Annotated in this window: 12 protein-coding genes; 5 read left to right on the top strand and 7 right to left on the bottom strand. The window is 47.9% G+C overall.

The window, feature by feature from the left end:
• Positions 1-29 precede the first annotated feature (29 nt).
• From OIU26_RS01225 to hydF, 4 genes are all read left to right on the top strand, one after another.
• Complete coding sequence (locus tag OIU26_RS01225; RefSeq protein WP_082689685.1) at positions 30-1499, top strand: [FeFe] hydrogenase, group A; 1470 nt, start codon at positions 30-32, stop codon at positions 1497-1499.
• Positions 1500-1569: 70 nt separating this feature from the next.
• A complete protein-coding gene (locus OIU26_RS01230; RefSeq protein WP_013371605.1) occupies positions 1570-2160 on the top strand; it encodes a 4Fe-4S dicluster domain-containing protein in 591 nt (196 codons plus the stop codon).
• A 1-nt stretch (position 2161) separates the two neighbouring features.
• The gene (locus OIU26_RS01235; protein WP_080771909.1) at positions 2162-3610 is read left to right on the top strand and encodes an aspartate ammonia-lyase; all 1449 of its coding nucleotides are present in this window, start codon (positions 2162-2164) and stop codon (positions 3608-3610) included.
• On the top strand, positions 3597-4850 hold the full coding sequence (hydF, locus tag OIU26_RS01240; protein WP_264215741.1) for a [FeFe] hydrogenase H-cluster maturation GTPase HydF: 1254 nt from the start codon (positions 3597-3599) through the stop codon (positions 4848-4850). Before OIU26_RS01235 ends, hydF begins: the two co-directional genes overlap by 14 nt.
• A gap of 147 nt (positions 4851-4997) precedes the next feature.
• Here the strand turns inward: hydF and hydG are convergent, their stop codons facing one another.
• The 3 genes from hydG to OIU26_RS01255 all read right to left on the bottom strand — a co-directional run bounded on the left by hydG (position 4998) and on the right by OIU26_RS01255 (position 9384).
• Positions 4998-6410, bottom strand: a complete 1413-nt coding sequence (gene hydG, locus OIU26_RS01245) for a [FeFe] hydrogenase H-cluster radical SAM maturase HydG (RefSeq protein ID WP_013371608.1) — start codon at positions 6408-6410, stop codon at positions 4998-5000.
• Positions 6411-6459: 49 nt separating this feature from the next.
• Positions 6460-7512, bottom strand: a complete 1053-nt coding sequence (hydE, locus tag OIU26_RS01250; RefSeq protein ID WP_264216248.1) for a [FeFe] hydrogenase H-cluster radical SAM maturase HydE — start codon at positions 7510-7512, stop codon at positions 6460-6462.
• A 255-nt stretch (positions 7513-7767) separates the two neighbouring features.
• Entirely contained in the window at positions 7768-9384 is a 1617-nt protein-coding gene (locus OIU26_RS01255) for an alkaline phosphatase (RefSeq protein WP_264215742.1), read from the bottom strand.
• A 238-nt stretch (positions 9385-9622) separates the two neighbouring features.
• Between OIU26_RS01255 and OIU26_RS01260 the strand changes: the two genes are divergently transcribed.
• Positions 9623-10540 carry a LysR family transcriptional regulator gene (locus tag OIU26_RS01260; RefSeq protein ID WP_264215743.1) on the top strand — a complete coding sequence of 306 codons (918 nt, stop codon included), beginning with the start codon at positions 9623-9625 and terminating at the stop codon, positions 10538-10540.
• 326 nt (positions 10541-10866) lie between these two features.
• On the opposite strand, the gene OIU26_RS01265 is transcribed toward OIU26_RS01260, so the two are convergent.
• The 4 genes from OIU26_RS01265 to OIU26_RS01280 all read right to left on the bottom strand — a co-directional run bounded on the left by OIU26_RS01265 (position 10867) and on the right by OIU26_RS01280 (position 13895).
• Positions 10867-11007 (bottom strand): hypothetical protein, encoded by a 141-nt coding sequence (locus tag OIU26_RS01265; protein WP_165082404.1) that lies wholly within the window; start codon positions 11005-11007, stop codon positions 10867-10869.
• Between the two features lie 77 nt (positions 11008-11084).
• The gene (locus tag OIU26_RS01270; protein ID WP_264215744.1) at positions 11085-11885 is read right to left on the bottom strand and encodes a hypothetical protein; all 801 of its coding nucleotides are present in this window, start codon (positions 11883-11885) and stop codon (positions 11085-11087) included.
• Between the two features lie 71 nt (positions 11886-11956).
• On the bottom strand, positions 11957-12376 hold the full coding sequence (locus OIU26_RS01275; protein WP_264215745.1) for a hypothetical protein: 420 nt from the start codon (positions 12374-12376) through the stop codon (positions 11957-11959).
• Between the two features lie 238 nt (positions 12377-12614).
• On the bottom strand, positions 12615-13895 hold the full coding sequence (locus tag OIU26_RS01280) for a helix-turn-helix domain-containing protein (protein WP_264215746.1): 1281 nt from the start codon (positions 13893-13895) through the stop codon (positions 12615-12617).
• Positions 13896-13903 lie beyond the last annotated feature (8 nt).

The following is a 13903-nucleotide window of genomic DNA, read 5'->3' on the forward strand; positions in this document are numbered from 1 at the left end:
CAACAGACAAGATCTCTTCGCCTCCATGTATGAGGACGTCTGATTCTACAGACCCCGTCATTCATATTGACCCAACGCTCTGTACTGGATGCAGACGCTGTGCGGGTGTTTGTCCGGTAGATGCCATAGAGGGACTGCCTGGAGAACCTCAAACCGTGAACGCAGACCGCTGTGTTATTTGCGGTCAATGTGTGCAAATCTGCAGCGTATACGCCACAGATTGGGCAGATTCATCTCCGCAGGCATCCGCCATCAAACGTCAGGAACGTATACGTGAACGCGATATGCCTGCCGACACCGGCGAACCGCTCTTTGCTGCCTATTATAGCTACAGCCTGAATAAGGTAGCTGACATGATGAAGAAGCCAGGACAGCTTCGAATCGTGCAGTGCGCCCCAGCCATTCGTGTGTCACTCGCGGAGGAATTTGGTATGCCGTTTGGTACCCTAACACCCGGCAAAATGGCCGCTGCCCTTCGTCGCCTCGGCTTTGATCGAGTATATGATACGAATTTCGGAGCTGACGTAACCATCATGGAAGAAGGCACTGAGTTGATTCGCCGCGTAACCGAGGGTGGACCGTTACCGATGTTCACATCCTGCTGTCCAGCTTGGGTCCGTTTTGCCGAGATTGAATACCCCGATCTGCTAGACCATCTATCCAGTTGCAAATCGCCAATGCAAATGGTGGGAGCGCTGGTCAAGACCTATGGTGCACAGCTGGATGAGGTGGAACCTGCGAATATTTACAGCGTCGCGATCATGCCATGTACCTGTAAACAATTTGAATGCGATCGTCCCGAAATGGAATCCGACGGTTATCGTGATGTAGATGAGGTATTGACCACGCGTGAGCTTGCATACTGGATCAAGCAACAAGGCATTGATTTTATGAACCTGCCTGATGAGGAATTTGATGCACCGCTAGGGCAATATTCAGGCGCAGGTACTATTTTTGGTGTAACTGGAGGAGTTATGGAAGCTGCCATCCGCACAGGCTATGAACTGCTGACGAATGAGAAGCTGCCAAAGCTCCAGCTGGATTTTGTCCGTGGCGAGGAAGGCATTCGAGTAGCGGAGGTACAGGTGGGCGAATTGCAGCTCAAGGTAGCGGTCGTCGCTGGACTCCAGCATGCCTATCAGCTCCTGGATCGTGTGCAGGCAGGCGAATGTGATTATCATTTTATTGAGGTGATGGGCTGTCCAGCTGGATGTATTAGCGGAGGAGGGCAACCCAAGCTCATGTTGGAAAAACAAAAAATCGAGGCTTATCGTGCGCGTAAATCGTCCATCTATGGACATGATGCTGCATCTCAGGTGCGCAAATCGCATGAGAATCCTTTTATCATCAAGCTGTACGATGAATTTCTAGGTGAGCCGCTAGGTCATGTATCACACCATCTGCTGCACACGACCTTTCAAAAGCGTGGACCCGGCAGGCAGAGCCGCAGCAGCAGTGATATGTCCGTCAAAGGACATAACGATTATCCCATTCATTAGTACGTTCAACACATAGATATAATCATTAGAAATTATAATTTGCCGTTAGTTAGAGAGGAGTCGAGTTAGTATGAATCGCTTTGTTTTAGCTGATCCCGATCAGTGTATCGGCTGTCGTACCTGTGAAATCGCATGTGTTATCGCACATTCATCGGAGAACCCTTTTATCTCGCCAGATGACGAGTTTCATTTTCACCCTCGCTTAAAGGTGATCAAATCCTTTGGAGTCACCGCACCTGTCCAGTGTCGTCACTGTGAGGATGCTCCATGTGCTAATGCTTGCCCGAACGGCTCCATTACGAACGCAGACGGCTGCATTCTTATTAACAGTGAAAGTTGCATTGGCTGTAAAACCTGCATGATCGCCTGCCCTTACGGCGCGATTACCATGGTGCCTCAATACAGAGACGGACAGCCGGTCGTGCAAGACGGACTGTACACTAATGTGTCGGGTCGTTTGCAACCCAAAGAACGCATGATTGCCAGCAAATGTGATTTGTGCGAAGGTGTGGATGGCGGACCGGCCTGTATTGGAAAATGTCCAACGCAAGCCCTCAAGCTGGTCGAGCCAGATCTGGTTCATGCACGGGTTGAGGAAAAACGAGCTGCAAGTGCACGTCAGCTGCTGCATATGACACGTATTCCGGCGACGGGTCTATAACATGACTCCGTCTTCTCCTCTGGTCAAAGTTATGCGGACCGAACGGGATGCACTAGGAGACATGGAAATTCCTGCGGAGGCCTTGTACGGTATTCACACCGCACGTGCGATGAACAATTTTGCAGTCAGCGGCAGGCCCGTGAACAGAAACCTGATTCACGCTCTTGTATTGGTGAAAAAAACGGCCGCTCAAGTGAATGGTGAGCAGAAACGGCTACCTACTCACCGGGTGTCTCCCATTGTAAATGCCTGCGATGAATTACTCGCTGGACGGCATCAAGATATGTTTACCGTAGATGCCATGCAAGGCGGCGCAGGCACCAGTACCCATATGAATGTAAATGAGGTCATTGCTAATTTGGCCATCGTACAGCTAGGGGGGCAGCCAGGGCAATATGAGCTTGTACATCCGCTGGATGATGTGAACTGCTGCCAATCTACGAATGATGTCTATCCTACGGCGCTACGAATTGCTGCGATACGCCTGCTGCGCCCTTTATGTGACACGATGTCTTCGTTACAAAATACTTTACAGCAAAAAGAAATAGAATATGCCGACCTGCTCAAGCTAGGCCGCACACAGCTAATGGATGCCCTGCCTATGATGGCCGGGCAAGGCTTTGGTGCCTACGCAAAAGCTATAGCGCGTGACCGTTGGCGCCTCTATAAAGCCGAAGAACGGCTGCGAGAAATCCCAATTGGAGGCACGGCGATTGGCACAGGTATGAATGCGCCTCGGGCTTACAGCTACCGGATGGTCGAAAAGCTGGCGGACGAGACTGGATTAGGACTATGTCGTAGCGACCACCCCATGGACCCGATTCAAAATATGGATGTCTTCGTTGAGGTATCGGGTCTACTTAAATCCGCTGCCGTAAATCTGCTCAAAATATCTGGCGATTTTCGTCTGCTGGCCTCTGGTCCTTTCGGTGGTATCGGTGAATACATGCTGCCTCCGGTCCAAGCTGGCTCCTCTATTATGCCAGGCAAGGTCAATCCGGTGATGGCAGAAATGGCCGGATTGACAGCGATGCGCGTGATGGCCAATGATGCGGCTATCACGATGGCTGCTGCCTCTGGACAGCTGGAGCTGAACGCGTTCCTACCGTTGATTGCCGAGTCGCTGCTGGAATCTCTGCACATTCTCAGCAATGCCGTTCAACTGTTCGAGGAACGGTGTGTGCGCGGTCTGATCGTACATGAGGAACGCTGCTCTGCTAATCTGCACAGCTCAGCTGTGATGGCTTCTGCGCTAGTCGCGGAACTTGGCTATGATGAAGCTGCTTCCATTGCATCAGCAGCCATTGCACAGGGGCGCTCACCAGAGGATATTGCAGAGGATCGCGGTCAACTGACCCGTGCGCGGATTGACCAATTGTGCCATCCCTATACCGTTACCAAGCCCGGAATTCCGGGGCAGGAAGAAGGAACTCACCATGGGAATGAATGATACCCCGAGAAGCAACCGACCACATATCGTTCTGCTTGGTCGCCGAAATGCAGGCAAATCCAGCATTCTGAACACCTTGACCGGCCAGCCCGCCGCTGTGGTATCACCTATAGGAGGAACGACTACGGACCCCGTTTTCAAGCCGATGGAGCTACTTCCTGCGGGTCCCATTGTTCTGGTGGATACCGCCGGACTGGACGATGAGGGTGAGATCGGGGAGCTGCGCCGCAACAAAACGCTAGAAATTCTTAATAGTACAGACTTGGCTCTGCTGGTCATCGACGCCACTGTTGGCGTCGGACCATTCGAGCATGAGCTGCTTGAAAAGCTACGCACTAAAAAGATTCCTGTCATTGGGGTACTTAATAAAATAGATACCCTTGCTGAATCAGATCCGATGGCTGCAACGCTGGGGAACGAATTGAATCTCACACTGATTCCTTTCAGTGCCGCTATGCTTCGGGGGGACACTGAACTGAAAAAGGCCATCACGAATACACTCCCCCAAAACGAAGATCGCTTCCGCATCGTAGGTGACTTGTTGTCACCTGGCGATCTGGTCGTGCTGGTGGTTCCTATCGATAAAGCTGCGCCAAAGGGTCGATTGATTCTGCCGCAGCAGCAAACGATCCGTGATACGCTAGAGAGCGATGCCATCGCTGTAGTGACCAAAGAGCATGAACTACGTTTGACGCTGGAGCGACTGGGGCGCAAGCCCCGCCTGGTCATTACCGATTCACAGGTCTTTATGAAAGTCGCAGCCGACACACCCAAGGATGTACCTCTTACCTCTTTCTCTATTCTGTTTGCCCGTCATAAAGGCGATCTGGACGAACTGGTGCGAGGAGCAAGAGCCATTGATCGCCTCAAGGATGGAGACCGTGTACTCATTGCCGAAGCCTGCACTCACCAATGCCAATCTGACGATATTGGTCGAGTGAAGATCCCTCGTTGGCTCAGCCAAACGATAGGCAAACGTCTCATTATCGAGCATGCATCCGGCTCCAGTTTCCCTGACGATTTGAGTGAATATGCGTTGGTTATTCATTGCGGTGCCTGTATGCTCAATCGGCGTACAATGCTTCACCGAATGTCTGAAACGAAAGCGGCCGGCGTGCCGATTGTTAACTATGGTGTTTTTATCGCTTATGTACAGGGGGTCTTTCCCCGCGCTATTGAATGCTTTCCATCTGCTATGCTGGCCTGGGAGCAAGCGGCTGAAGCCGGAAGTTATTCCTAAAATAACTCGCCATTAATATTTTTTTCTCTAGACATACAAAAGCAGCCGCGCTGATTCCAACGCGACTGCTTTTTATGTTCAAATGCTATTATTATAAATAATAAGAATTTTCATAGCGTGAAATGATACTACCCATATTATATAATGCTAAAAATACAAATCGCGCTCGCCTGCTTCTAATCGTTCAAGTCTGTCAAGCGTCAAACGGCGTGTCGATTCACGTGGGATACGCTCCAGATTCTCTCGCAACGCGGCAGCTCCCAGTTCACGTGCCTCCTCATCCCCATAATCCAGTAGATATTCTTGGAAGGTCAGCAGCGAATTCGGCTGGCACACATTGTGAATTTGTCCGGATTTGGCAAGCTCCATGAAGCGATCTCCGGTTCGCCCCTCACGGTAGCAAGCTGTACAGTAGCTTGGCATATATCCGCCGCGGCACAGACTTTTAATAATTTCCGATGGTGAGCGATGGTCTCCCACCTCAAATTGAGGCTTATCTTCCGTGTCCTGTTTGGCATAGGCACCTACGCCCGTAGCTGATCCAGCACTAATCTGTGACACGCCTAAACCAATGACACGGTCTCTATATTCCGGCTCCTCGCGTGTAGACAGAATCATACCAGCATAAGGGACAGCCAGTCGAAGGACGGATACAATTTTCATAAAATCATCATCGTTGACCAGGTACGGATATCGCTCCAGGTCTACATTTTCAGCCGGACGCAAGCGTGGAACCGAGACCGTGTGAGGCCCACAGCCAAAGACTTCTTCCAAGTGCTCGGCGTGTTTCAGCATGGCTACAGTTTCATAGCGGAAATCATACAAACCGTACAACACACCGATCCCCACATCATCTATACCTGCACGCATAGCCCGGTCCATTGCGGTGGTGTGCCAATCAAAGTCCCGTTTTGGTCCTTGTAAGTGAAATTTGCGATAGCTCTCCCGATGATACGTTTCCTGAAATAAAATATACGTACCAATGCCCACCTCTGCCAGCTTGCGATAGTCCTCTTCGGTTGTGGATGCAATATTCACATTGATCCGCCGAATGCTGCCGTTATCTACTTTGACCTCATAGATCTGGCGCAGACAATCAACGATATAGTCAATGGGACAATGGACTGGGTCTTCCCCCGCTTCCAGTACGAGTCGCTTGTGTCCCAGTTCTTGAAGTACTCTGACCTCTTCCACCAATTCCTCCGGGGTCAAGCGGCTACGCGTAAAGCTATCATTGGTATGTTTATAACCACAATATTCGCAGTTATTAACGCAGTGATTGCTTACATATAAAGGAGCAAACAACACAATCCGGTTGCCATAAATCTGCTCTTTGACTGCCCTCGAAGATTTGAACATCTCTTCCAATAATTCAGGATCATCCACATGCAAAAGAGCCGCCGCTTCACTTGCATTCAGTCCGCGGCAGGCTCTACCCTTTTCTAAAATTTCCAAAATGCGTTGTCGATTGGTTGCCTCTTGTTTCCCCTGCTCCACTGCAGCCATAATCTCTGCTTCATTAATAAAATCCGCCGACACTTTCTCCCGTACTCCACTCACGTATACCCATCTCCTTATTTATGGTTACTGCAATGTTTCCGTCACGTTCTCACACTGTCCCCTGTCTCATAAGCTGTCGTTGCACTCTCAAACTATCGCCGCGCCCCATATCAACTTCAAATCCAGCTCCACGGATCCGCAGTTCCAAGCAATGTCTACATTGGGCAGACTCATCACCCAAACATATTTTATTCTCATAAATCGCATACTTAGGCCTCACCGCCAGTGGCGACAAATTAGGCATCACCACATTCGCTCCCGCCTGAAGCGCCTTCTCCCTTCCTTGGGGATGAATCGTCCCCATGGCCGTGGATGCCGGAATAAGCGCATCTGGAACGACCAATCGGGATAATGAGATGATATCAAGTGCCTTTTCCATGCTCCCCTGGCTGGCCTCACGAAGCGGCGTGTTACTATGTGGTAAAAAGGGGCCAATCCCGATCATATCTGGGGACAGACTATGCAAATAGATCAAATCGTCTGCTAATTCACTGTTCGTTTGTCCTGGCAATCCCACCATACATCCAGCCCCGATCTGAAAGCCGATACGTTGCAAAGCCAGCAGACGGCTACGCCTGCTTTCGATCGTCATCGTAGGATGCAGTTTGGCATACAAACTGGGTGAAGCTGTCTCATGCCGGAGCAAAAAACGGTCCGCGCCCGCCTCGTATAGTCGCTTATAAGTTTCGTCATCCCGTTCACCGATGGACAATGTAACCGCCACATCTGCAAAACGGCTTTTAATTTCCCGAATTAGTTTCGACAGCCGGGCAGCCGTAAACCAGTAATCTTCCCCACTTTGCAAAACAAAGGTCCGATAACCCAGTTCATACCCCTCCGCACAGCAGGCCAGAATTTCTTCCGGCTGCAAACGGTAACGGTCTGCCTGTTTATTCGAAGCACGCAGCCCACAGTACATGCAATCCTGACGACATATACTTGAGAATTCAATTAATCCTCGTAAAAAAACACCTTTGCCATAACGCTCCAATTTGGTGCGAGCTGCCAGTTGACGCAGTTGAGCTCGTAGCGCCGGCTCACTATCCAGACGTGTTAGCAGTTCCGTCATTTCTGTATGCGTCCATTCCTTGCCATCAGCCAGACGCAGTAATAATTCGTCCGTGACTCATCCCTTCTTCCCTCGTCCATCCGGACTTTACATCATCAGCGACTTTTATCGTACATGTATTATTCTAGCAACATTAGAGAGAATATAACGTGACTAGTTTCACAAAAAATCCCATTTTCTGAAAACCAATTTCATTCTCAACTTAAAAACTACATATTCATCTCTACACAAAAAAAAAGCTGCCTCCTCCCTTATAGAAGAAACAGCTTCTGTCGATGGTTCTGTTTATCACTGAATCAAATCAATCGCTTGCTGGGGTACAAAATAATCAACGCCGTTAAATACGACTACACCGTTGAGCGTAGAATTTTTACCATTGAGTGTAGCAATATTTTTGTATACTGGAAGCTCCAGCTTGTTACTGCCTTTGGTCACTGTAATGACTTTCGTGTCTGCAGTAAACTTGGCTCCTTTAGCTTCAAAAGCGGCTTTTGCAGGAACAAACAGTTGCTTGCTGACTGTATCCAAATCCAGTCCAAGTACACGTGTCATATACTTATTTACATCCGTATTGTCGATTACACCGGATGGACGGTCTCCGTTCGGCGCGTACGTGTACAACACAACATCGCCTCCTGTGTGCCCACCCGTAGTCCAGCCAATATTGGCACGTTTGCTAATCATCGGACCGACGGCATAGTTCATGCTACCTTCTTTAGCATTTTTAATTGTCTTTACTTCTTCGTCAGTCAAATCGGTGATGCCAAAATACATGGAAAGCACCTCTTTAATATTGCTGCGATCTGCATTCAGCTTGGCTTCCAAGCCTTCTCCCGTTAGCTTCGCTTTTTTCAGCGGGTCTATAAAAGAAGCCAAAGGCGTTTTGTCATAATTGCTAGTTGTATCACTGCTACCAATCGTCAATCCACCGTTTCCGTGGTCTGTCACTGCTACGACGACAGTATTTTGATTTTGCTTGGCGTAATCCAGAGCCACTTTCACTGCATCGTCAAATGAAAGCACGTCACTAATAATTCCCGTTGGATCATTAGCATGTGCAGCCCAATCCACTTTACTGCCTTCTACCATTAAGAAAAAGCCTTTATCATTTTTGGATAACACATCAATGGCTTTCGTTGTCATTTCTGCCAAACTAGGTTCCTTGGATGCATCGCGATCCAAGTTATACGCGAGGGCTTCGGGAGAAAAGCTGCCCCAGAGCTTGTTGGAGGTCGAATTTTTCAGCCCCTCAGGTGTTGTGACAAAATCATAGCCCTGGTCTTTAATTTGAGCAATTATATCTTGGCCGTCCTTACGCCCTGCTGGCTCCAAAAACTTGCCGCCTCCACCTAACACAACGTCAACTCCGTTGTAGGCTTGTTGCATGCTGAGTGCATCATAATTTTTACGGTCAGGATAATGTGCGGTAAAATCAGCTGGTGTCGCATGCATAATCTCCGAAGTAGCAATAATTCCGGTCGATTTCCCTGCTAGCTTGGAAGCCTCCAGAATGGAAGCTACAGGTTTTTTGGCATCACCTGCTGCGATCGGTTGTTGTCCAGGCATCGTCGCTTCATCCGGAAGAACACCTACATAGCCAGTATGTGATTTATGTCCTGTGGCAAAAGCTGTACCCGCTGGAGCAGAATCGGCAATCGGTGCATCCGCAGAATGCGTGCGCACCATGCCGCTTGCCATGCTGTCTAACGTTAAAGATGATCCTTTGTACCATCTAGCCAGTGCAGTAGCGTCATTAGCCATACCGTCTGGAATCAGAATAATTACATTTTTAATTGATGTATCCTTCTCGACTGCCATCGCTGTCCCGCCGCTTACGGTTAGCATCATTGTCGCTACGAGTGCAGCCACCGATTTTTTCGTATGTATCCCCCAACATTTTAGCATTCATTTTCCTCCCAGACCTTTTTTGTACAACCAGAACTAAGATTAATTAGGTTTTATCAGGAGAATGTTAAGGGAATTCATTATCTGTATTAAAAGGCGCTATTTGTGAAAAAACACTTCATCTATATAAAACTTGTGACACATGAGATTCGTTAGAATTGGGCATTTAATTTTATTGTTGTATAATCAGTCTATGATGTAATAGGAAAAGCTTATAAGATAAGGAGCATGAAATTCGATGGAATTCAGACAGCTTCAGTACACCCTGCAAATTGCAGCGGAAAAAAACTTCTCACGTGCCGCAGAAAAACTGCATATTGCTCAGCCCTCTTTGAGCCAGCAATTGTCCAAACTGGAAAAAGAGCTTGGGGTGCTGTTATTTCAACGCAACACCAGCACGGTGGAATTAACACATGCCGGAGCAAGCTTTGTGGAAAAGGCAAAAAAAATTGTCGACGCGGTGGAGCAACTCCGACAGGAAATGGACGATATCTCTCAGCTGAGAAAAGGGAAGGTCGTCGTTGGCAGCATGCCTATCACGGGCTCTCATTTGCTGCCACATGTGCTGCCTGTATTCAAGAGGGCTCATCCAGACATTGAAATCGTGTTAGTCGAAGATTCCTCCATGAATCTGGAGAAAAAAACGGCAAGTGGCGATACAGATCTCAGCCTGCTCTCTCTTCCCTTAGTAGAACCTACACTTTCTTATGTACCCATCGGTGAAGAATGGATTGATCTCGCTGTTCCTCCGGGTCATCCCCTAGCCGTGCGTAAAATCAGTGACCAGCCGCAGCCCGTGCATATGGAAGAACTTAAAGACGAGCCTTTTGTCGTCCTGAAAAAAGGGCAGGGCTTTCGCAAGCTGACGATGGATCTGTGTCATCAAGCAGGCTTTGAACCCAATGTGGTGTTTGAAAGCACTAATATGGAGACACTCCAATCGCTCGTCGCGACAGGTATGGGCGTGACACTCGTCCCCCGTTTTATCGCACGGGCCGCCAGTAGCGAGTTTGTTCCAGCATTGCTGCCACTAGCCGAACCTACCCCCAGCCGCACCCTAGCGATTGCTTACCGGAACGGACGTTATTTGTCTAAAGCTGCCGAAGCTTTTATTGATACCTTCCGAGAAACGGTCAAGCAACTTTCTCAAAAGTAGCCTCGAACGTGAAAAGGACCGTCTTCCTCCCCAGCCCAAGCCAGAGAGGAAGACGGCCCTGGGGCTTCGCCCCTATACTTTCAATACGGCAATTAGATCACGGGTTCGATTACACTGTTGCGATGTTGCTTCCATCTGTCTTCAACGAACCACATTTCATGTTCATTTGAAATTCATGTCAGCCTCGCCTGATTACTCTACGCTTGCTCGGAAACTCCACTTTATCCATCTTTCCTTAAGGTCTCTAGTCTTGGTGTCCAAGAATGTCCTACCTCAGTTCCAATGTGCTGTGTGATCCCAAAGTGTCTGTCCTCGCCTTGTTGTGATCAGGGTCTCCCTAGATGTGGTGGACTTTTGTCCTGATCATAGCCCATTTCATAGTTGTTTCCGACAACCTGTCTATTTAAGCCTCTCGGCCGCGACAGGCCATCCCTATTCGCCAGTTCGGATCTACTTTGGTTATCCATCGTTATCAACCTCCTGGTGTCGGGATACTATTATAATACACCTATAAACTGTATCTGAAACAGGCGGGACAATTTTTTTATCGGGAAGAACCAAATGCTTGCTGCACGTCGGCTTCACTTACTTGTGTCTTAATAACCAGTTTCGAAGGATCTTGAGGCGAATATATAACCTCTATAATACTTCCCTGCTGCAGTTTGGATAGTTGGGAAGAGAAAACATCCTTTTGCGTGGTTACATCAAATGTCTCGCCACTGCTTTTCGTCACCGTCAGCGTAAATTGAAGCTTGATTTTATTGGGCCCCGCTTCCCCCATGGGTGTGACATCCAGTATCTTCGCATAGGCCTGCTCACCAGTTTTGGCAATTTCCATCAGCTCAGGCGATACGCCCTGCTTGACCATCTGCTCATTCATTAACGCTTGCAAATCCATTTGCGACACCTGACCTTTCAGGTCAAGACCTACCTTCATTTTGTTTTTCTCAGATACGATCAACGGAACGATCGAGCCCGGCTGAAATTGAGCCATGGAGGTCAAAGGAATAATTGTCGTCAAAGCAGTATCATATTTGTCTTCTCCCTGTTTGGTTACGGTCAACCCGAGCTTTACCTGCGGTTGATTATTTACATAAGTCCCTGTTTGTTGAACACTTGTAATGATTCCCACTCCAGGAACACCCTTCTTGACTTTACCGCCTCCAAAAAATAGACCTAAAATACCCGGTAGAAATATAAGCGCAAATCCTGTATAAATTAACGGCCGATACCACGGAGCATCCATAATCAAAAATGGATCATCCCATAAATATTCAGCCAGAAAAGGCGAAAACCCTACGCCAAACACCAGAAGTACCCCAATCAGACTCAAAAATCCTTTCATCCTCCAAAACCCCTTTTTCAATCATTTATTTTAAAAATATGCCCGCAAGAATGGTGAAACGCTCCAATCATTTATGCTGTCACCAGCCCCATATAAATCAGCTCTGATGGATTTACCGGATTGCTACCCAGCTCCACTGTATCTCCGGGCCGCGGAATTTGCAGCTTGGAAACGAGTGTTTCCAGTGTTTTTTGGTATCGATTGCCGTTAACTTCCGTTACATCTAGTACAAGCACCACAATCGGATCAAAATTCACGAGCTTCCCGGTATCTGTTACCGATATCACAACCGCAGTCGCTGCCATCGACAATCCGCAGTTAGCCGCCGTTTGGGCTTGTCTTGCCGAGTTTAAGCTCTGATTGATCTGTTCCCGATGCTCTTTGGGGACCAGACCTTTCATAAGTAATCCAGATAAGCCCTTATTCATCAGTTGATCTGCATGTTCTATCGCATCCTGTTGTTTTTTCTTCTTACCGAAAAAGTTCATCATGTGGTTGCACCTCATATTTTGTATTGTTGTTGTGCCTTATGAATTCAGTATAGAAGACGGTATCCGGCATCACAATATGTTTTGGCACATACAAAAAAACCGAAAAAACAGCAGCTTTAAACTGTATTTTGTCGGTTTAGTTTTGAACTTTGGGGCAGTTTGCACAAAATGTTGCGCACTTCAGAGCATTCTTTTACACGATCATCTGATCGTTTTGCGAAAAACGAGTACATTCAGCCTATTTTTTACGCAAAAGATAGACCAGTTTACGATAATACACTGATGATTCTTTATAGCGACGACTATCCTCGGACACTACAGCCAGCGTTTCATATAGCTGCTCAAGCCGCGCTGGATGCTGAAGGGCTTCAAAATAAGGTAAACATTGCAGAGCATGCGTCCAAAAAGCATCCTGTTTTCCCTGGGCAAGCGCAAGCTGGCTTTCATAAAAATCAAGCCCCATTTGCTGATCCGTTGTCAGATTAGTTTTACGCAGCTGATCCAGATGCTGTGAGAGCAGCCCCCAGTTTTTCCGGGCAAACGCAATCTCGCAGCGATATATCAGCGTAACGGGCAGCATCATTTGTTGCATTTCCTCTCGCTCCCGACTCACCAGTGCTTCAAAACGCACCACTTCCTCCAAGGCCTTATCCAGCTCGCCAATCGACGTCAGCATAATAATCCGATTGTTCAGAATCGTCGTGAGCATATCTGCTGCATTTTCCAAATAGACCAAATTGGCCTCCGCCATAGACAACGTTAACAGTGCTTCCTGTACAGAACCCATAGCAAAACAATATCCGCTGTAAGCCACATACAGACCCGTCAAACGGTGAAAAAGCCGATCATCATATACTCTGCGCATCGTCTGCTCAAATACCTGCTTTGCCTGATCAAATTGCTTGACCTGAATGCAGGCCTCCATCATAATGTTTTGCGCATTGAGCCAGTTTTCCGTCCCTTCTTCCACCAGGCGGATTAGCTGCGTAACATTATTTAGTACATCATAATAATGATTTTTAGAGCGGAAATACTGAATTTTATAAAATAAAATTGCTTTTTTTAGCGGTACAGGCAGCTCCACCTCATCCGAGCGACCAAACTTCTCCAAGTAAAAATTCAAATAGGTTTGATGCAAATAATCATAGGCCGTTGGGTCATTTAACTGTTGAAAATAAACAGCCTTCATTAAATAAGTCGTCATTTCCACCACGAGCGAATCGTTGCGATCCTCCAACTGATCCACATAGCTTTCCGTAGCGGGATTAGCCAGCTTGGACAGCTCTGTGAAAATCTTATCCGCTGTAGCCAGCGTCTCCTCGTCCTCTGCCGATGCGCGCAATAGGTAAGAAGGTTGTACACCTAGGCGCTCAGCAATTTGCTCAGCTAAATCCTCAGCCAGCGGGTAACGGTCAGCCAGTATATTCGCAAAATGTGCAGGTGTAACTAATCCGTCTACTAACTCTTTACGGGATAGGTTTTTCTTTTTACACAAAAATTCAATGCGTTCCTTAAGCATGGATTATC

Source organism: Paenibacillus sp. BT-177 (assembly GCF_025846815.2).
Taxonomy (GTDB): domain Bacteria; phylum Bacillota; class Bacilli; order Paenibacillales; family Paenibacillaceae; genus Paenibacillus; species Paenibacillus polymyxa_C.

Bases quoted from the DNA above. Each gene is read 5' to 3' on its own strand.
- OIU26_RS01225 (WP_082689685.1), top strand. From the start codon at position 30: ATGAGGACGTCTGATTCTACAGACCCCGTCATTCATATTGACCCAACG.
- OIU26_RS01230 (WP_013371605.1), top strand. From the start codon at position 1,570: ATGAATCGCTTTGTTTTAGCTGATCCCGATCAGTGTATCGGCTGTCGT.
- OIU26_RS01235 (WP_080771909.1), top strand. From the start codon at position 2,162: ATGACTCCGTCTTCTCCTCTGGTCAAAGTTATGCGGACCGAACGGGAT.
- hydF (WP_264215741.1), top strand. From the start codon at position 3,597: ATGGGAATGAATGATACCCCGAGAAGCAACCGACCACATATCGTTCTG.
- OIU26_RS01255 (WP_264215742.1), bottom strand. From the start codon at position 9,384: ATGCTAAAATGTTGGGGGATACATACGAAAAAATCGGTGGCTGCACTC.
- OIU26_RS01260 (WP_264215743.1), top strand. From the start codon at position 9,623: ATGGAATTCAGACAGCTTCAGTACACCCTGCAAATTGCAGCGGAAAAA.
- OIU26_RS01265 (WP_165082404.1), bottom strand. From the start codon at position 11,007: ATGGATAACCAAAGTAGATCCGAACTGGCGAATAGGGATGGCCTGTCG.
- OIU26_RS01270 (WP_264215744.1), bottom strand. From the start codon at position 11,885: ATGAAAGGATTTTTGAGTCTGATTGGGGTACTTCTGGTGTTTGGCGTA.
- OIU26_RS01275 (WP_264215745.1), bottom strand. From the start codon at position 12,376: ATGATGAACTTTTTCGGTAAGAAGAAAAAACAACAGGATGCGATAGAA.
- OIU26_RS01280 (WP_264215746.1), bottom strand. From the start codon at position 13,895: ATGCTTAAGGAACGCATTGAATTTTTGTGTAAAAAGAAAAACCTATCC.